We start from the raw sequence: 18,348 nt of genomic DNA on the forward strand, positions 1-18,348 counted from the left end.
GGTTTTTGCCCGGGCTCCCAATAATCGGCGACCAGGCCTGCACAAAGACGGGCCGCTCTCTTGGAGCCTGACAATGATCCAATTCACGGTAAACGGCGAACGACACGAGCTGGTCGAGCCATCGCCCTCCATGCCCTTGTTATGGGTGTTGCGAGACCACTTGAAACTCACCGGCACCAAGTTCGGCTGTGGCATGGGGTTGTGCGGTGCCTGCACCGTGCACCTGGACGGTGTCGCGGTGCGTTCCTGCCAACTGCCAGTCGCTGCCGTGGCGGGTCACAGCATCACCACCATCGAAGGCTTGTCCGCCACCGAACAGCACCCGCTGCAACTGGCCTGGGTTGCCGAAGATGTGCCGCAATGCGGTTACTGTCAATCCGGTCAGATCATGTCCGCCGCCGCGCTGCTCAACACCGGCACGGCGGTCACCGATGACTCGATCCGCAACGCCATGTCCGGCAACCTGTGCCGCTGCGGCACGTACGGGCGAATCAACAAGGCCATCAAGCGCGCGGCTGCTGCGCAGAAGGAGGCTTGATGTCTTTTATCGATGACACTCAAGTCGAACTGCCGCGGCGGATTTTTCTCAAGCAGGCGGCCACGGTCGCCTCCGGTTTGGCAATCGCGTTTTATCTGCCCTCGGGCATCGCGGCGACAACCGCGAAAACCTCGGCGCCGAGCGGTGATTTCGAGCCGAATGCCTGGGTTCGGGTGCTGCCTGACGGCACGGTGAAACTGGTGGTGCACAAACACGATTCCGGGACCGGCACCCACACTGCGCTGGCTGCGTGCGTGGCCGAGGAACTGGACGTCAACCCGATGACGGTGCAGGTGATCTCGCCGGAAAATCCGTTCTTCGAGACGTACATTCATCCGGTCTGGAAAGTCTTTTCTACGGGTGGCAGCACCAGCGTTTCCCTCGAATACGATCGCCTGCGCATGGCCGGTGCCACGGCGCGTGCGCTGTTGATCGCGGCGGCAGCGAAGCAGTGGAAAGTCAGCCCCGACAGTTGCACCACTGAAGACGGTCGCGTGCTGCATGCCGCCACTCGACGCAGCCTCGCCTACGGTGATGTGGTGGATGTTGCCGCGCAGTTGCCGGCCCCGGCCAAGGTCACACTGAAGGACCCGGCGCAGTTCAAATACATTGGCAAATTGCGGCATAAACGCGATGCGGCGGCCAAGGTCTGCGGGCGCTTCCATTACAGCATCGACGTGGTGTTACCGCAGATGTTGGTGGCCGTGATCCAACGCACGCCCGTGGTCGGCGCGAAGGTGCTGGCGGTGGATTCCAGCGCCGCGTTGCAAGTGCCGGGCGTGCGCAAGGTGATCGCGATTCCGGGCCGGCCCGACGTACTCGGTGGCAATCAGGAAGGCGTCGCCGTCCTCGCGGACAACTACTGGGCCGCGCATCAGGGGCGCGAGCTATTGAAGGTGCATTGGAGCGACTCGCCCCTGGCCGACTTCGACAGCGATCAACTGGCCACAGCGCAAGCGGCGGCCATCGACGACAAGACGGCGCAACGGATCAGCGCGATGGCAGCGGGGGATGTCGCCGCGCAATGGCCGACCGCCGCGAAGCTGCTCGAAGCCGACTATCGCATGCCGTATAAAGTGCAAAACCCGCTGGAGCCGGTGTGCATCACCGCGCAGGTAACGAACGACGCCATCACTTACTGGGGCGGCGTGCAGGTGCCGTCGTCGGCGCTGGAGGCGGCGGTCACGGTGTGCAACATCGCCAAGGACAAGGTCACCATCAATGAGTTGGTGTCCGGCGGCAGTTTCGGTGCGCGGGAGGCCAAGTACTGGTTGTTCGAAGTCGCGTACCTGGCGCAACAGGCCAAGGTGCCGGTCAAGTTGATGAACAGCCGCGAAGACGAAATGCGTGCGCTGTTCATGCACCCGGCTACCTTGCACCGGGCCAAAGGCGCTCTGGACGCTGAAGGGCGCTTGACCGCGTTGCAACTCAATGCGGTGTCGCCGGCCTCGCCGGAGCAGTGGGAACCCGGTTATTTCGAGCGCCCGGACCACATGGACTACAGCACCACTGAAGCCATCACCGCGTGGGATTTTGCCTATCGCCCGGCACATCTGGACCTGGTCTGGATCAAGCACGAAAGCAACGTGCCCAGCGGCTGGTACCGCTCGGTGAGCTTCATTCCCAACGTGTTCGCCGTGGAAAGTTTCATGGATGAACTGGCCCACGGTGCCGGACAGGATCCCTTGGCGTTTCGCCTGGCCAACATGCACGAGCGCCCACGGCACGTCGCGGTGCTCAAAAGTGCTGCTGAACGCGCCGGTTGGGGCGAGCAGTTGCCGGAAGGCATCGCCTTGGGCATCGCCACCCATCAGGGTTACACCAGCTTCATCGCGGTGGTCGCCAGGCTCTCGAAAAAGGACGGCGTGATCAAGGTCGACAAGCTGACCTGCGTGGTCGATTGCGGCCTGGCCGTATCGCCGGGCGGCGTCGAGGAACAGATCTACGGCGGCCTGATGTGGGGGCTCGGTCACGCGCTGTTCGACCGCATGGACATCAAGCAGGGCAGGGTGGTGCAGAGCAACTTCCATGACTACCGGGTGACTCGCATGTCGGACATGCCGGCGGTGGACATCCTGGTGCTCGACGGTGAACCCGGCAAACCCGGTGGCGTCGGTGAACTGGGCAGCCCGTCCGTGGCCCCGGCCATCGCCAATGCGCTGTTCAGCCTGACCGGCGTGCGCCAGCGTTCGACGCCACTGACCCTGGGGTAAGCCGCCATGGACCTGCGATTGCTGCGCTATTTCATGGCCCTTGCCGAAGAGCTGCACTTCGGCCGGGCGGCCACGCGTCTGCACATTTGCCAGCCGCCGCTGAGCCAGCAGATTCGTTTGCTGGAAGAGGAACTGGGCACGCCGCTGTTCGAGCGCAGTCATCATCGGGTTGAGCTGACGGCCGCGGGACAGATGCTCAAGGAGCAGGCTCCTCTGGTGTTCGAACAACTGAACCGCGCATTGGACCTGACGCGTCAGACCGGTCGCGGGCAATTGGGCGAGCTGGAAATCGGCATGATCAGTTCGGTGATGGTCGGCGTGCTGCCAAAGGCGCTGCACCTGTTTCGTGAACGCTATCCCCAGGTGTCCTGGCGCCTGCATGAAATGACGCCGGCGACGCAGGTTAAGGCGTTGAAGGAAAAGCGCATTGATGCCTGTGTGTTCCGGGTCGGTTATGACGATCCGCAGTTGCGCAATGAACTGCTGATCTACGAACCGATTCGCGTGGTCATGCCGGCGGATCACCCCTTGGCTCACCGCGAAAGCCTGGCGCCGGCGGACCTGGCGCTGGAGCCTTTCGTGGCGCTGGAACTCAAGCAGTCGAGGTTCGCCGATTTTCTCTATCAGTGCTGCATCAAAGCCGGTTTCACCCCGCAGATCCGCCAACAGGTGATCGAGGTGCAAACCCTGCTCAGCCTGGTGCAAGCCGGTTTTGGCGTGGCGCTGTTGCCAGCATCCATCGAACAGATGGCGCCGGCTGGGCTGGTATTCCGCCGCCTGACACCGGCGTTGCCGGAAGTGCCGCTGTATGTCACTTACCGCGCTGACGACGACTCGCCGGTGCTGAAACTTTTTCTCGATACCTTGCGCGAGCGGGTTCTGGAAGAGCGCCAGCAACCGCAGATCAGCCCTCAGCGGCAATGATCGGCTCGGGACTGGATTCTTCAGCCAGTTTCAAGCGGTCAGCCTTGCTGATGTATCTGTCTTTGTTCTGCGGCGCCAATTTGGCACTGGCTTTTTTAGCTTTAGCTTTGAACAGCTGCTGGAGTTTTTTCTGGCGATTCATGGTTTCTGCCCGGCTTGTAGATGTTCGAATGGTATCAGCTTGAAACAAGGTTCGAGAGGGTTCACACCTTGGCTCACAGCCCCCGCCGCCGACCCTGTCCTTCCCTTGACGACAACAAAATCTCGCCATCCTCCGAACGAACTTCAAACCCGCCAACTGACCCCAGCTTCTTTTAAGCACCGCTGAAATCCTGCAAGCAGCGCCGCAGAGCGGCCCGAGGGCTGCTGCGGGCGTCGGAACAAGCCGCCGTGATTCGCGAATCCTCCTGCGCCTGAAATCGCACATGGCGAAATTTTGATACTAGACGTCGAGTTGGCGGGAGCAACGAAGCGCTGACGACGATTATTGTTTTCGCACAAAAGCAGGAAACAATAATCATGCTGCCGTCGACCCAAAGAATTGATAGCCACGTTCATTTTTATACTTCGCAGGATCTGCGTCGGGTGGCCGGTTCGCTGCCTTACACGTTGCCCGCACCGCATCCGCTGACGGCTTATCTGGATAAGTTGATCGATGCGGGAATAACCCCGACGCTTATCAATAATGTCCACCTCAGTATCCTGCCGGATTCAGAAAACGTATTCGCATCCTTCGATGAACTGAAGGCACTGCAAGCCGCCAATCCTGAGCGCTATGGGGACGTCAGGCTGGTGGGGACGATCAAGGCGGAGCCTGCTTACGCCTCCCGGGAACGCCTCGCGCACCCCCAGGTCATTGGCGCCCGGATCGTCCTGCACACTGCACCGCCTGAAACGGTTTCTGCCACGCGCTTCAGTGATGAGCATTGGTCGGCGCTCTACGCCCGACTGCTCCCGCACCAGCATCTGCACATTTACGCAAAAGAAGCCGAGACCAACTTGCGCGTGTTGCGCCAGATCCCTCGTGGTGTGCGGGTCATCATCGATCATCTGGGCACCTGTCACCGCGAGCGGGACATCACGGAGCCGGCGTACATCGCCCTACTCGACTCGGCGAGAGAACGCGGCAACGTCTGGTTCAAAGGCCCTGGCTATCGAACCTCTGTGCACCCCGAGGAAACCGCGCGTTTCGTAACGCAGATTGTTTGCGCAGTCGGCGCGGACAAGATCCTTCTGGAAGCCACGGATGCACCGCATGTCGGGACTGACAACCCGGGCAAGCCGTACGCCGATCTGTTTGATCTGAGCAAAGCTTTTAACTTTGTTGATGCCGTTGCAAATCTTGTTTCGAAAGAAACCCACATTCCTGTTGGCCAGCTTCTGCGCGGAGCCTCTGGCCAATTGGCAAGTTGATCTACGCCCACGCCCTAACGTCGAGATACCAGTGATGACGAACATTACAACAAAAGAAATCAACTTCGCCGTTAAGTACGGTGATGAAACCCTGAGCCTCAAAGGCACGGTATTTCAGCCAGAACAGCTGGACGCCGCGTTGCAAAAACTGCCGCCGGTGGTTTTCAACTCCGGCTTCACCGGTGGCGTGACCATGTACGGCCAGTTGTTCGGTCGTGCATTGGCCGCCCTCGGGTATCGAGTCATGACCTACGACGTCGCGGGTTTCTTTTCCAACAAGCACATCCGCAACACAATCCAGGCCGGCGATATCGAGATCACTAACGTCATCCTCGAAGACCAGAAAGATGAAGTCCTGGGTGCCGTCGAATGGGCCCGCGAAAATTTTGGCGAGATGCCGGTCGTCGCATCCTGGGCGATGGGCTCGGTGGCGAGCCTCGGTGCAGTGGCTGAACTGGCCGCCGCCGGCGCAGAACAGATCCGCTTCTGGGTGCCGATGAGCTACACCAACATCCGCAAGCTGCAAGCCTTGCGCGCCGACAACGGTGCGGCTGATGCCGCCATCAACCAACTCGTGGATGATGCGCCGATCCCGCCGTTCGACACCGGCACTGATGCAACCCGCCTCGGCTACTACCCACTGGACCCTGAAACCCAGGCGTACGTTGATCAGCAATTGGGCGGCTACACCGAAGCCGGTGGCGCCGACCGTTGGCCTGGCTGCACCCACGTCACGGCGAAGTCCTACAAGTCTTACGTGGCGTATGACCCGGAGCAGTCCATCGAAGGTGCAAAAGGCTTCCCGCCAGCACTGATCATCCACGGCGCCGACAACACCTTGCACATGCCTTCGGAGTCGGTGCGCCTGCACCAGAACTACCCGGGTGATGCCGGCCCGAGCGCGTTGATCATTGCCCACATGCAACACGGCCAGCAGAACCAGGCCGACAGCCCTGTATTCAAGTCGATGATCCAGAGCATCGACGAGGCCATCCGCACCCGGGGCTGATCCACTCGCCATGATCCTGTGAGACCTCGGGCTGCGGACGAGGTCTCACAGCGATTCAATCTGGCTGAATACCTGCCCAACCCCTAACATGACGTCTCTAAAGCCATTCCCTCGGGCTGGCCTGCGCTGTTCACTCGAACGGCTGGAACCCCCCATGTAAGGATCTGGCAATGACGGCCCCCCGCGAATCAGCGACGTCTGTGAATAGCTACACAACCAAGCGAATCGGGCTGCTCATTCTTCCTCAGTTTTCGATGATGGCCCTGGCTGGCGCCAGCGAACCCTTGCGGGCGGCGAACCGGTTGTCCGGCAAGACGCTGTACGAATGGACCTTGCTCACGGAAGCGGGCGGGCCGGTCAGTTCCAGCAGCGGCATCGAAATCCAGACCGTGCCAATTGATCGAGCGACCGACCTTGATCGGGTGTTTGTCCTGGCGAGCCTCGATATCGAACATCAGAAACCGCCGAAAATGTTGCGCTTCCTGCAGCGCGCTGCGGCCCGGGGGATTACCGTTGGCGCACTGAGCACCGGTACGTTCATCCTTGCACGCGCCGGGTTGCTGGAAGGAAAGCGCTGCACCTTGCACTGGGAATCGATCGGTCAGTTTTCCGAAGAATTCCCCACCATCGAAGTCACCAAAGAGCTGTACGTCAACCACGCAAACCGCTGGACGTGTGCCGGGGGAACGGCCGCCATCGACCTCATGCTGGCGCAAATCGCCCTCGATTTCGGTAATCCGCTGGCCGCCAGCATCGCCGAACAATTCCTCCACGCGAGGATAAGGGCGCCGGAAGAACATCAACGGATGTCGATTCAGTGGCGATTCGGGATTCACGATCGGCGGCTGACCGCGGCTATTGCGTTCATGGAAGACAACCTGGAGAACATCGTCGGCATCGAAGAGATCGCTGGTCGATGCAACCTGTCGCACCGGCAACTGGAACGCTTGTGGCATCAGCACTTTGGCATGACACCGAAGAAGTTCTATCTGGAACTCAGGCTGAACGAGGCGCGCCGGTTGCTGCGTGAAAGCACACAGCCCATTGCGTCCATTGCCTACAGCTGCGGGTTTGTCTCGGCGTCACATCTGGGCGCGGCTTACCGTCGAGTGTGGGGTTGCACACCCGGAGAGGAGCGGCGGAAATTTGATGATGCGCATTCCTGATTACAGTCACCAGGCGCGTGGGGCAACGAACGCTATGTGCCTGAAAAAACGCTGAGCCAACCCTTCCTGCGCAACCGCATAGCAAGCTAATGACTTGGCCCGACCGGCGGTGCGTGCCTGCGAGCCTGGGGTATTTGGCGATCCTGCGCGCTTTCCTGCGCAATCGATATTTCACAACGCACAGCGGCTGGCGGACCTCGTGACGTCGGTTTTTTGATAGAAATCGTCGAACTCAAAGCTCAATCTGCCTGGGGTAGCGCGGTACTGTTTCCTTACAAATCCGACGCCCAGCTCCAGGTGCACGGTCGGAAAAAATAACAATGACGTACAGAAGGCATAACCACCATGGAAACCTTGAGTTTCATTCTGGAAAACGGCGGGCTGATCGGCCTGCTACTCGGGCAGCACCTGCTCATTGTGGCGATAGCGGTGGGGCTGGCGATTCTGACCGGCGTGCCGGTCGGGATCGCGATCTCCCAGCACCCCAGAACGCGTCGGTGGGTCCTGGCGTTTGCCGCTGTGCTGATGACCATTCCTTCCGCCGCGCTGTTCGGGCTGATGATTCCGGCCCTGTCGTTGATCGGCTACGGCATCGGTGTCGTGCCAGCGGTCATTGCGCTGTTTCTCTATTCCCAGTTGCCCATCATCCGTAACACCACCACCGCGATCTCCAACATCGACCCGGCGTTACGCGAAGCGGCGATAGGCATGGGCATGTCGACCTGGCAGCGTTTGCGCAAGGTCGAGCTGCCGATTGCTGTGCCACTGATCATGGCGGGCGTGCGGATGGCGACGGTCATCAACATCGGCATCGCCGCCATTGCGGCTTACATCGGCGCGGGTGGCCTGGGCAGTCTGATTATTCGCGGCATCGCGCAATCGGACACCCGACAGTTGCTGGCCGGCGCGATCATCATCAGCGTGATCGCCGTTGCAGCCGATTACGCGCTCTACGGCCTGCAACGCGTGCTGACGCCAAAAGGCCTGAACAAGAACAAAGTGGCCACTGGCCGAATGAAGGAAGCTACGACGTGATCCAGATCGAGAATTTAAACAAGAAATTCGGCTCAGTCACTGCAGTAGAGGACGTCTCTTTCAATGTTGAAGAGGGGCAGATCTGCGTACTGCTTGGGCCGTCGGGCTGCGGCAAAACCACGACGCTGAAAATGATCAACCGGCTGATCACGCCCACCTCAGGCACGATCCGCATCGGTGGTCGCGACACCTCCGAACTGGACAGCGTCACCCTCAAACGCTCCATCGGCTACGTGATTCAGCAAGTGGGCCTGTTCCCCAACATGACCGTCGAGGAAAACATCTGCGTCGTCCCGAATCTGTTGGGATGGGACAAGGCCAAAAGCCGTAGGCGCGCCGCGGAGTTGCTGGAAGTGGTCGCACTGGAACCGTCCAGATTCCTCAAGCGCTACCCCTGCGAACTGTCGGGTGGCCAGCAGCAACGCATAGGCGTGGCCCGGGCGCTGGCGGCAGATCCTCCCGTGATGTTGATGGATGAGCCGTTCGGGGCGATCGACCCGATCAACCGGGAAGTGATTCAGGATGAGTTCATGCGCATCCAGCGTCAGGTCAACAAAACCGTGCTGTTTGTCAGCCACGACATCGATGAAGCGGTGAAGATGGCCGACTGCGTCGCGCTGTTCCACAACGGAAAAATTCAGCAGTTCGGCAGCTCGGATGATCTGCTGGCGCGTCCCAACAGCGAGTTCGTCGCAAACTTCATGGGCAGCGACCGGATCATGAAGCGCCTGTGTCTGCTGCGGGCAGCCGATGTCGCCAGCAAGGTCCCGCCGCGGCAACAGATGCAGGTTGTGGGTGGCAACAACGGCATCGCTTCGCGCTCGCAGCTGATCGTCCGACCTTCAGATGACCTGCGCCAAGTGCTCTCGCAATTGCTGGGTCGCGGCCAGGATTGGGCGTTGTGCAACGACAGCGAAGGACGCTTTATCGGCTACGTCCACCAGGCTGACATCCTGGCGCGGCTGGTTGAAAACATCACGCCGGCGGTGCACTGAAAATGCCTGACTTACTGAGCAGATTCTGGCAAGGGCTGCAGTTTTACTGGGGCGACATCAGTTACCTGACGGTCCAGCATCTGCAGATCGTGGCCGTCAGCGGGGCGCTGGCCCTGGCCGTCGCGCTGCCGTTGGGCGTGTGGATGAGCCGTCCGGCGAACCAGCGTTACGCCATGGCCAGCATGCAGTTTCTTAACGTCGGGCAGGCGATCCCCAAGCTCGCGTTGCTGGCCTTGGCCATGAGCGTGATTGGCGTGGGCAGCGGGGCGGCCATCATCGGCTTGTTCGTCGCCACGTTGCTGCCCGTCGCAGTCAACACCTATGAAGGCTTGCGCGCGGTGCCGCAGCACTTGGTCGAAGCGGCCGAGGCCATGGGCATGACGCCACGGGAGACGCTGTGGCAAGTCGAAATTCCGAATGCGATGAACGTGATTTTCGCCGGCATCCGCACAGCGCTAGCAATCAACGTCGGCACTGCGCCGCTGGCTTTTCTGGTCGGAGGCGGCGGGCTGGGCGAGTTGATCTTTACCGGGATCGACCTGAACGACTTCGGCATGATGCTGGCCGGCGCCGCCTCGACCGCGCTGCTGGCGATTGCCGTCGATCTGGGCTGCGGCGTGATTCAAACCCTTGCGGTGTCACGAGGCCTGAGGCTGGCCGGGCGCGACTGAATCTTAAGACCATCGACCTAAACCAATAAAACAATATGAGGTGCAAGATGATTTATCGAATGCTGGCCAGTGTGATCCTTAGCCTTAGTCTTGCTTCAGGTGTTGTGGGCAGCGCTTCTGCCAACAGCACGATTGTGGTTGGCGGCAAGAAGTTTACCGAGCAGCAACTGGTTGCCGAGATGACCGCTCAGCTTCTGCGCGCCAATGGCTACAGTGTCGATAAACGCCCGGACCTGGGTTCGTCGGTATTGCGCGCGGCCCAGGAAAATGGTCAGGTCGATGTGTACTGGGAATACACCGGCACATCCCTGATTACCTACAACAAAGTCACCGACAAACTTGACGCTGACGAAACTTACAAGCGGATCAGTAAACTGGACGCCGAGAAGGGCATCACCTGGTTGAACCCTTCCAAGGCCAACAACACCTACGCCTTTGCCATGCGCAAGGACGAGGCTGAAAAGGATGGCGTTGCCTCGATCAGCGATCTCGCGAAAAACATCGAAGCGGGCAAGTCCTATAAATTCGCCTCGAACGCCGAATTTTTCTCCCGTCCCGATGGCCTGCGTCCTCTTCAAGAGGCCTACAAGTTTGAATTCGAGCGCAAGAACATCGTCCGCATGGACGGCGGGTTGACCTACCAGGCGCTCAGGGACGGGCAAGTCGACCTGGCATTGGTCCTGTCGACCGACGGGCGCATTCCGGCCTTCGGTTTTGTGGTGCTGAAGGACGATAAAGGCTTCTTCCCCAGCTACGCGCTGACGCCGGTCATCCGCACCGAAATCTTCAAAGAGAACCCGAAGATCGGCGAGTTGCTGAACGCCCTGTCTTCCAAACTGGACGATGACACCATTGCCGGTCTCAACTCTCGGGTCGACGTTGGCCGTGAGTCCATCGAAAGCGTGTCCAGGGAGTTCCTGCAGAAGAACCAGTTGCTCCAGTGATTCCCGCTGACGTTGAAACCGCTCGGTTTCAACGTCCGGGCTAGCCCATTCTCGCTGGCCTGTTTTTATCCTGCTTGTTTGTCGCGCTCACCCCAACAACCTTGGGGCATGAGCTCATTGCGTTCGCCTGATTATTAGGAAAGTTACCCATGCAGTTGAATAAAAAAATCGTGGCGTTTTCGTTGTTGCTGCTTGCAACACGTGCTCAGGCGGATGACGGTATTGATCGCATGACCCTCGCCGACATGCGTCATGCGTTGAATAGCGGCGCCCTGAGTTCCGAACAACTGGTCCAGCACTATCTGGATAACATTCAGGCGAACAATCACCAGGGCCAACATATTAATGCGCTGGTGACCCTCAATGAGCAGGCAATCAATCAGGCCCGCCAGTGGGATGCCCAGCGGGCGAAAAATCCCAATGCCAAGTACGCGCCGCTGGCGGGCATTCCTTTCGTGGTGAAGGACAATTTTGATACTGCCGGCATGGTCACTTCCGGCGGTTCCTACGTGCTGCGTTCGTCGATACCCAGACAGGATGCGTTCACCGTCAAGAAGCTGATCGACGGGCAGGCGATCCTTCTAGGCAAGGCCAATCTGTCGGAACTCGCCGCGTCCTTTGGCTGGTTTGGCTACAGCTCGTTGGGTGGCCAGACGCTGAATCCAAGAAATACCAAGCGTGACGCTTCGGGCTCCAGCAGCGGTTCTGCCGCTGCGGTGGCGGCGGCGTTTGCACCGTTTGCGCTGGGCTCGGACACCAGCGGGTCAATCCGCGCACCGGCCAGCGTCACGGGCACGGTGGGATTTCGACCGTCGCTGGGGCTGATCAGTCGTAGCGGCATTATTCCGCTGTCGCTGGCGTTCGATACCGGTGGCGTGATTACCAACAGCGTGCTGGATCAGGCGATTGTGCTGGACGCGATCAAGGGCCAGGACACCACCGATCCGGCGACCCTGGAGCTGGCCGCCGATAAAATACAGTTCGAACCCGCGCTGAGCCGTTCCTCATTACAAGGTAAAACCATCGGGGTGATCAGCAACTTCAAGGGGGCCAACCCGGAGGTGGATGCGGTTTTTAAAAATGCCCAGGCAACCCTCGGCAAGCGCGGCGCGAAGGTGGTCTCCATCGAATTGCCAAAAGTCTTTGAAACCCTATGGAGCGATGTACTCGGACCTGTGGGCGAGAGCGAATTCAAGCCGCAATTCGAACGCTATCTTGGCACCCTCAACCCGAGCCAACCGCGAACGCTGGCGCAGTTTCTCGAACTGGCGAAGAACAATCAGGCTGAAAACGCTGCGCATGGCATGAACCCGGCGCGTCTGGCCGGCCTTGAAGCGGTCGCGAATGCCGGCAGCACCGATTCGCCGCTGTACATCTCGATCCTCTCCCACAAGATTCCGCAGTTGCGCGCGCAACTGATGGACATCATGAAGAAGAACAAAGTGGACAGCCTGTTCTTCGCCACCATCAACTGCCCGGCGTCGGTGGTGCATGGCGTGACCGATGACAGTTACGTCTGCACCGCCGGTGATACCTACGCGTCTTCGTACATTGCCTCGGCCACGGGATTCCCCGAAATCACGGTGCCGGCAGGCAACATCGAAGGCAACTTGCCGGTTGGCGTTTCGTTCCTTGGCGGCTATGGCGAAGATGCCAAGGTGGTCGGTTTTGGCTACGCGTTCCTCGGCCGGTAATGGCATGACAAGACCCACACGAGAACAGCCTGCGATGATCGCTCAGTTGCCCACCGATGCACCCGCGGCGCAGTACCCGCAATTTCTGCAAGCGCTGCGTGCCAGTGGCTTCCGCGGTGAGCTCAGCGCCGACTACGCCACCCGCACCGTGCTGGCGACCGACAATTCGATCTACCAGCGCCTGCCACAAGCGGCGGTGTTCCCGCGGGATGCGGACGACATTGCGCGCATCGCGACCCTGATGGCCGAACCGCGCTTTCGCCCGATCAAGCTGACCCCGCGGGGCGGTGGCACCGGCACCAACGGGCAGTCATTGACCGATGGCATCGTCGTTGATCTGTCGCGGCACATGAACGCCATCCTCGAAATCAACGTCGCCGAGCGTTGGGTGCGGGTGCAGGCGGGTGTGGTCAAGGATCAGCTCAATGCCGCGCTAAAACCCCACGGACTGTTCTTCGCCCCGGAGCTGTCGACGTCGAACCGCGCAACGGTCGGCGGCATGATCAACACCGACGCCAGCGGCCAGGGCAGTTGCACCTATGGCAAGACCCGCGACCATGTGCTGGAACTGCACAGCGTGCTGCTCGGTGGTGAACGCCTGCACAGTCATCCGCTGTCCGACGCGGCGCTGGACGTGGCCTGCATCCAACCCGGCCGCATTGGCGAGGTGTACCGGGTGGCACGGCACATTCAGGAAAGCCAGGCGGAGCTGATCGCGACGGTGTTCCCAAAACTCAACCGCTGCCTGACCGGATACGACCTGGCGCACCTGCGTGATGAGCAAGGACGTTTCAACCTCAACAGCGTGCTCTGTGGTGCCGAAGGATCGTTGGGCTACATCGTCGAAGCCAAGCTCAACGTACTGCCAATTCCCAAGTATTCGGTGCTGGTGAATGTGCGCTACGGCAGCTTCATGGATGCGCTGCGTGACGCCAACGCGCTATTGGCGCAGAAGCCGCTGTCCATCGAAACCGTCGACTCCAAGGTATTGTTGCTGGCGATGAAAGACATCGTCTGGCACAGCGTTGCCGAGTATTTCCCGACAGACGCCGGGCGGCCGACGCTTGGCATCAATCTGGTGGAATTCAGCGGCGACGACCGGGCGCAAGTGGATGCACGCGTGGCGTCTTTCGTCGAGCACCTGCGGGCCGACACGTGCATCGAGCGCCTCGGCCACACGTTGGCCGAAGGGGCTGAAGCCGTGAGCCGGGTCTACACCATGCGCAAACGCTCGGTCGGATTGCTCGGCAACGTCGATGGCGAGGTTCGTCCGCAGCCGTTCGTTGAAGACACCGCTGTGCCGCCGGAAAAACTTGCCGACTACATCACCGAGTTTCGCGCCTTGCTCGACAGTCATGGCCTGGCCTATGGCATGTTCGGTCACGTCGATGCGGGTGTGTTGCATGTGCGCCCGGCGCTGGACCTGAAAGATCCGGCCCAGGCCGCGCTGGTCAAGCCGATTTCGGATGCTGTCGCCGCGCTGACCCGACGTTACGGCGGCTTGCTGTGGGGCGAGCACGGCAAGGGTTTGCGTTCGGAATACGTTCCCGAGTTTTTCGGCGAGCTGTATCCGGCACTGCAAGCGCTTAAAGGTGCGTTCGACCCGCACAACCAGCTCAACCCCGGCAAGATCTGCACCCCTCCGGAGGCCACCCACGGTTTGCTGAAGGTCAACGACGTGACGCTGCGCGGTGATCTGGATCGGCAAATCGACGAGCGTGTCTGGCAAAGTTTCGGCACCGCCATGCACTGCAACGGTAACGGTGCTTGCTACAACTACGACCCCAACGATGCGATGTGCCCGTCGTGGAAAGCCACCCGTGAACGCCAGCATTCGCCGAAGGGCAGGGCGTCGTTGATTCGTGAGTGGTTGCGGCTGCAAGGCGCGGCCAATATCGATGTGTTGCAAGCGGCCCGAGGCAAGGTGTCGTGGTTGAGCGGGTTGCCGACGCGGTTGCGCAACAACCTGGCGCGCTCGCGCGGCGTGGCGGATTTTTCCCATGAAGTCTACGACGCGATGGCCGGGTGTCTGGCCTGTAAATCCTGTGCCGGCCAATGCCCGGTCAAGGTGAATGTGCCGGAATTTCGTTCGCGTTTTCTGGAGCTTTACCACGGTCGCTATCAACGCCCGCTGCGCGACTACCTGATCGGCTCGCTGGAATTCACCCTGCCTTATATGGCCCGGGTGCCAGGCCTGTACAACGCGGTGATGGGCGCAAAATGGGTCAGTCAACTGCTTGAGCGACTGGTCGGTATGCTCGACAGTCCGCTGATCCACCGCCATGACTTGCAGGCCACGCTGACCCGCTGCGAGGTCGCCGTCGCCAGCGTGCCGGCCTTGCGCGCACTGACCGCTGCACAACGAGAGCGCAGCGTGGTGTTGGTGCAGGACGCCTTCACCCGCTATTTCGAAACACCGTTGCTGGCGAGCTTTATCCAACTGGCGCATCAGTTGGGCTATCGGGTGTTTGTGGCACCGTATCGCGCCAACGGCAAGCCGTTGCATGTTCAGGGTTTTCTCCGCGCCTTCGCCAAGGCAGCGATCCGCAACGCCACTCAGCTCAAGGCGCTTGCCGACTGCGGCGTGCCGCTGGTGGGGCTCGACCCGGCAATGACGCTGGTCTATCGCCAGGAGTACCAGAAGGTAGCGGGGCTCGATGAATGCCCCACTGTCTTGCTGCCCCAGGAATGGCTCTGCGATGCGTTGCCGGACAACCCGCGCCCTGTGATCGAGACCTTTCGTTTGCTGGCGCACTGCACCGAGAAAACCAACGTCCCGGCCAGCACTGCGCAATGGCAAACCGTGTTTGCCCGGCTAGGGCTCAAACTGGCGACAGAGGCAACCGGCTGTTGCGGGATGTCCGGGACCTATGGTCATGAAGCACGAAACCAGGCCACCTCACGGACCATTTTCGAACAGTCATGGGCCACAAAACTGGACACGTCCGGGGAAGCGCTGGCAACCGGTTACTCATGCCGCAGTCAGGTGAAACGAATGGCCGACAGGCAACTGCGGCATCCATTGGAGGTGGTCCTGGAGCATCTGCGTGCAGGGTAGGACCTACGTCAACGTCATCGCCCAAGGTCCCTTTTTTTCTCAGCGTGGTCACCACCTGGAAAATTCCGATAACCGTAATGCAGACCGCACCATCGCGGGTGAAGCGACTCGCACACGGACATCGTTGTGACGCGACCCTGCTATGGAGGGGGAAATGCCATCTAAGCTAATTCCATAAAATTATTTATTCTAATTTTTATAGATCATTAACATCTAAGCGGATCGACGCCTCCGAAGTCGAGCATGGTGCCACTCCATCCTATCCGCTCAGGAATCAAACAATGAAAACGCTGAAACGGGCCAGATTTTTCATCTCGGCTTTGGGGCTCTCTGTACTGTCTTTCAATGCGCATAGCGCAGACCTGACCATTGGTTACATCAATGGCATCGACCCGATCAAACGTGCCATTGCCGATGGTGAGTACGAGAAAGGGATTGGCAAAAAAATTGATTGGCGCGCATTCGAGGCCGGTCCTGCCGTTTTGGCAGCCATGGCTTCCGGGGACGTGCAAATCGGTAATCTGGGTTCAAGCCCGCTGGCGGCTGCCGCCTCGCGCAACATGCCGCTGGTGGCGTTCATTGTTAGCGCGCAGATTCGCAGCTCCGAAGCCCTGGTGGTTCGCGATGGCAGTGGCATAAAAAAGCCTGAAGATCTGCTCGGCAAAACCATCGCGGTGCCGTTTGTTTCGACCTCCCATTACAGCTTGCTCGGTGCGCTGAAGCACTGGAACCTCGACCCGCGCAAGGTCAATATTGTCAACCTGACGCCCGCGCAGATCACCGCCGCCTGGGCCCGTGGCGATATCGACGGTGCATTTACCTGGTCACCTGCACTGGGTGAGATTCGCAAAACCGGCCAAATCCTTACCGACGCTTCCGAGGTTTCCAACTGGGGGGCTCCGACCTTTGAAGTGTGGGTCGCTCGCAAAGACTTTGCGGAAAAGAATCCGAAGGTCGTGGCCGATTTTGCCAAAGTCAGCCTCGCCGCGATTGCCGACTATACCGCGCATAAAAACGACTGGACCGCCACTTCAGCACCGGTCAAGAGCATCGCACGGCTGACCGGCGCCAACGCTGCGGACGTTCCTGAACTGCTCGATGGATCGTACTTCCCGTCGGCTTCGGAGCAGAAGAGTGCACAGTTTCTCGCGGGTGGTACGGCGCAGGAAATCGGCAAGACCGCCGAGTTTCTGAAAGAGCAGGGGAAGATTGAAAAGGTTTTGCCTGACTACGCATCCTTCGTCAGTGACAAGTTTATCGGAGAGTAACAATGAGCCTTACTCTTCGCCCCCTCGGCCCGATTATCGGGGCCGAGGTTGAGGGCCTGGACATGCGCCAGCCGTTGAGCGATCACGAGTATCAGTGGGTCGAACAAGCGGTGCTGAAACACCAGGTGTTGTTCTTTCGCAATCAGGTGATAACGCCGGCCGAACACGTGGGGTTTGCCTCGCGTTTTGGCGATCTGCACCGGCATCCGATTTATCCGCATGTCGACCAACATCCGGAGTTGCTGTTGATCGACACCGCCATCACGGACGTACGCGACAATGCGATCTGGCACACGGACGTGACGTTCCTCGCGGCACCGGCGATGGGTTCGATACTCGCAGCCCGGCAAGTGCCGGCCTTTGGCGGTGATACGTTGTGGGCGAATGGCGTCGCTGCTTTCGAAGCCTTGTCCGCACCGATCAGGCAGCTACTGGACGGCCTCACGGCCACTCATGAATTGACCAAGTCATTTCCTACCGAACGCTTTGGCAGTACGCCCGAGGCGCTGGAACGTTATGAGAAAGCCAGGAAAGATCATCCGCCCCTTTCTCACCCGGTCATTCGAACTCATCCCGCGACGGGCCGTAAGGCGCTGTTCGTCAATGAAGGCTTTACCACGCGCATCAATGAGCTGAACGCCAAGGAAAGTGAGGCATTGTTGGCCTTGTTGTTCAGTCATGTGAGCCGCCCCGAATTTACGGTTCGCTGGCAATGGCAAGCCAATGACGTGGCTTTTTGGGATAACCGCATCACCCAGCATTACGCGATAGACGACTACCGTCCTGAGCGAAGAGTGATGCACAGGGCCACGATTGTGGGTGATGTGCCGTTTTAATGGCTGGGCAGTATCCGCCGCACAAACTGGCGGCCTGCTTTCATCGTTCTTCAAGGTCAAAGTGTGCAGGTTCATGCCCATTTGCGCGGCGCGAACCGCCGTTGCGTCCGACCCGGAACTCCACCAGTTGCCCTCGCGCAGGCCATGCGACTGCGGTTCGACCCGCATTAGCCCCGGCGGATTGGCGAACATGGACCGCGGGTTCTGTTGCGCGAAACCCTTGCCGAGCAGCACCTCATAAAACGTTTCGGTGTGTCGGCGCGCCCAGATCGGCATCGGCCTCGCCTTCAGCAGGCGTGTAGCCGAAGTGGCGCCAGCCGTCGATCACCTGTTCGCCCGAGCCACGGCTGATTCCCAGTTGCAGCCTGCCACCGGAAATCAGGTCAGTCGTCGCAGCGGTTTCGGCCATGTACAGCGGATTTTCGTAGCGCATGTCGATGACGTCGGTGCCGATCTCGATCCGGCTGGTTTTTGCACCGACGGCCGCTAGCGGTGGAAAGGGGCGACGCCAGTTGCTGGGCGAAATCATGGACGCGGAAAAACGCCCCATCCGCCCCCCCGTTCTTCGGCAGCGACCGTCAGGT

At 59.9% G+C, this 18,348-nt stretch carries 16 protein-coding genes; 14 read left to right on the plus strand and 2 right to left on the minus strand.

Features of this window, described 5'->3' with window-relative positions; all coding sequences use genetic code 11:
* Nucleotides 1-73 precede the first annotated feature (73 nt).
* The 3 genes from ACYZT4_RS04120 to ACYZT4_RS04130 are packed head-to-tail and all read left to right on the plus strand — an operon-like array spanning nt 74 to nt 3,675.
* Nucleotides 74-538 (plus strand): (2Fe-2S)-binding protein, encoded by a 465-nt coding sequence (locus ACYZT4_RS04120; protein ID WP_461985457.1) that lies wholly within the window; start codon nt 74-76, stop codon nt 536-538.
* Nucleotides 538-2,751, plus strand: coding sequence for a xanthine dehydrogenase family protein molybdopterin-binding subunit (locus ACYZT4_RS04125; protein ID WP_461985459.1), 2,214 nt, complete (start codon nt 538-540; stop codon nt 2,749-2,751). Before ACYZT4_RS04120 ends, ACYZT4_RS04125 begins: the two co-directional genes overlap by 1 nt.
* Nucleotides 2,752-2,757: 6 nt before the next feature.
* A complete protein-coding gene (locus ACYZT4_RS04130; RefSeq protein ID WP_461985461.1) occupies nt 2,758-3,675 on the plus strand; it encodes a LysR substrate-binding domain-containing protein in 918 nt (305 codons plus the stop codon).
* Here the strand turns inward: ACYZT4_RS04130 and ACYZT4_RS04135 are convergent.
* On the minus strand, nt 3,656-3,817 hold the full coding sequence (locus tag ACYZT4_RS04135; RefSeq protein ID WP_461985463.1) for a DUF2986 domain-containing protein: 162 nt from the start codon (nt 3,815-3,817) through the stop codon (nt 3,656-3,658). The two genes, ACYZT4_RS04130 and ACYZT4_RS04135, sit on opposite strands and share 20 nt — an antisense overlap.
* A 377-nt stretch (nt 3,818-4,194) precedes the next feature.
* Between ACYZT4_RS04135 and ACYZT4_RS04140 the strand changes: the two genes are divergently transcribed.
* From ACYZT4_RS04140 to tauD, 11 genes are all read left to right on the plus strand, one after another.
* Nucleotides 4,195-5,088 carry an amidohydrolase family protein gene (locus ACYZT4_RS04140; RefSeq protein ID WP_461985465.1) on the plus strand — a complete coding sequence of 298 codons (894 nt, stop codon included), beginning with the start codon at nt 4,195-4,197 and terminating at the stop codon, nt 5,086-5,088.
* Between the two features lie 34 nt (nt 5,089-5,122).
* Complete coding sequence (locus ACYZT4_RS04145; RefSeq protein ID WP_461985467.1) at nt 5,123-6,097, plus strand: alpha/beta hydrolase; 975 nt, start codon at nt 5,123-5,125, stop codon at nt 6,095-6,097.
* A 170-nt stretch (nt 6,098-6,267) separates the two neighbouring features.
* Entirely contained in the window at nt 6,268-7,263 is a 996-nt protein-coding gene (locus tag ACYZT4_RS04150; protein ID WP_461985469.1) for a GlxA family transcriptional regulator, read from the plus strand.
* A gap of 345 nt (nt 7,264-7,608) precedes the next feature.
* Nucleotides 7,609-8,298: an ABC transporter permease gene (locus ACYZT4_RS04155; protein WP_461985471.1), complete on the plus strand. Its 690-nt coding sequence runs from the start codon at nt 7,609-7,611 to the stop codon at nt 8,296-8,298.
* Entirely contained in the window at nt 8,295-9,293 is a 999-nt protein-coding gene (locus ACYZT4_RS04160) for an ABC transporter ATP-binding protein (RefSeq protein WP_461985472.1), read from the plus strand. Before ACYZT4_RS04155 ends, ACYZT4_RS04160 begins: the two co-directional genes overlap by 4 nt.
* A 2-nt stretch (nt 9,294-9,295) precedes the next feature.
* A complete protein-coding gene (locus tag ACYZT4_RS04165; RefSeq protein ID WP_461985474.1) occupies nt 9,296-9,964 on the plus strand; it encodes an ABC transporter permease in 669 nt (222 codons plus the stop codon).
* Nucleotides 9,965-10,011: 47 nt separating this feature from the next.
* Complete coding sequence (locus ACYZT4_RS04170) at nt 10,012-10,908, plus strand: glycine betaine ABC transporter substrate-binding protein (RefSeq protein ID WP_461985476.1); 897 nt, start codon at nt 10,012-10,014, stop codon at nt 10,906-10,908.
* Between the two features lie 149 nt (nt 10,909-11,057).
* Nucleotides 11,058-12,602: an amidase family protein gene (locus ACYZT4_RS04175; protein WP_461985479.1), complete on the plus strand. Its 1,545-nt coding sequence runs from the start codon at nt 11,058-11,060 to the stop codon at nt 12,600-12,602.
* A 34-nt stretch (nt 12,603-12,636) separates the two neighbouring features.
* Nucleotides 12,637-15,660, plus strand: a complete 3,024-nt coding sequence (gene ydiJ / locus ACYZT4_RS04180) for a D-2-hydroxyglutarate dehydrogenase YdiJ (protein WP_461988539.1) — start codon at nt 12,637-12,639, stop codon at nt 15,658-15,660.
* A gap of 281 nt (nt 15,661-15,941) precedes the next feature.
* The gene (tauA, locus tag ACYZT4_RS04185) at nt 15,942-16,928 is read left to right on the plus strand and encodes a taurine ABC transporter substrate-binding protein (protein ID WP_461985481.1); all 987 of its coding nucleotides are present in this window, start codon (nt 15,942-15,944) and stop codon (nt 16,926-16,928) included.
* A gap of 2 nt (nt 16,929-16,930) precedes the next feature.
* Nucleotides 16,931-17,764: a taurine dioxygenase gene (tauD, locus tag ACYZT4_RS04190; RefSeq protein WP_461985483.1), complete on the plus strand. Its 834-nt coding sequence runs from the start codon at nt 16,931-16,933 to the stop codon at nt 17,762-17,764.
* Nucleotides 17,765-17,999: 235 nt separating this feature from the next.
* Here the strand turns inward: tauD and ACYZT4_RS04195 are convergent, their stop codons facing one another.
* Complete coding sequence (locus ACYZT4_RS04195; protein ID WP_461985485.1) at nt 18,000-18,314, minus strand: LLM class flavin-dependent oxidoreductase; 315 nt, start codon at nt 18,312-18,314, stop codon at nt 18,000-18,002.
* Nucleotides 18,315-18,348 lie beyond the last annotated feature (34 nt).

This window comes from Pseudomonas sp. GB2N2, from assembly GCF_054897705.1.

Bases quoted from the DNA above. Each gene is read 5' to 3' on its own strand.
- ACYZT4_RS04120 (WP_461985457.1), top strand. From the start codon at position 74: ATGATCCAATTCACGGTAAACGGCGAACGACACGAGCTGGTCGAGCCA.
- ACYZT4_RS04125 (WP_461985459.1), top strand. From the start codon at position 538: ATGTCTTTTATCGATGACACTCAAGTCGAACTGCCGCGGCGGATTTTT.
- ACYZT4_RS04130 (WP_461985461.1), top strand. From the start codon at position 2,758: ATGGACCTGCGATTGCTGCGCTATTTCATGGCCCTTGCCGAAGAGCTG.
- ACYZT4_RS04135 (WP_461985463.1), bottom strand. From the start codon at position 3,817: ATGAATCGCCAGAAAAAACTCCAGCAGCTGTTCAAAGCTAAAGCTAAA.
- ACYZT4_RS04140 (WP_461985465.1), top strand. From the start codon at position 4,195: ATGCTGCCGTCGACCCAAAGAATTGATAGCCACGTTCATTTTTATACT.
- ACYZT4_RS04145 (WP_461985467.1), top strand. From the start codon at position 5,123: ATGACGAACATTACAACAAAAGAAATCAACTTCGCCGTTAAGTACGGT.
- ACYZT4_RS04150 (WP_461985469.1), top strand. From the start codon at position 6,268: ATGACGGCCCCCCGCGAATCAGCGACGTCTGTGAATAGCTACACAACC.
- ACYZT4_RS04155 (WP_461985471.1), top strand. From the start codon at position 7,609: ATGGAAACCTTGAGTTTCATTCTGGAAAACGGCGGGCTGATCGGCCTG.
- ACYZT4_RS04165 (WP_461985474.1), top strand. From the start codon at position 9,296: ATGCCTGACTTACTGAGCAGATTCTGGCAAGGGCTGCAGTTTTACTGG.
- ACYZT4_RS04170 (WP_461985476.1), top strand. From the start codon at position 10,012: ATGATTTATCGAATGCTGGCCAGTGTGATCCTTAGCCTTAGTCTTGCT.
- ACYZT4_RS04175 (WP_461985479.1), top strand. From the start codon at position 11,058: ATGCAGTTGAATAAAAAAATCGTGGCGTTTTCGTTGTTGCTGCTTGCA.
- ydiJ (WP_461988539.1), top strand. From the start codon at position 12,637: ATGATCGCTCAGTTGCCCACCGATGCACCCGCGGCGCAGTACCCGCAA.
- tauA (WP_461985481.1), top strand. From the start codon at position 15,942: ATGAAAACGCTGAAACGGGCCAGATTTTTCATCTCGGCTTTGGGGCTC.
- tauD (WP_461985483.1), top strand. From the start codon at position 16,931: ATGAGCCTTACTCTTCGCCCCCTCGGCCCGATTATCGGGGCCGAGGTT.
- ACYZT4_RS04195 (WP_461985485.1), bottom strand. From the start codon at position 18,314: ATGGGGCGTTTTTCCGCGTCCATGATTTCGCCCAGCAACTGGCGTCGC.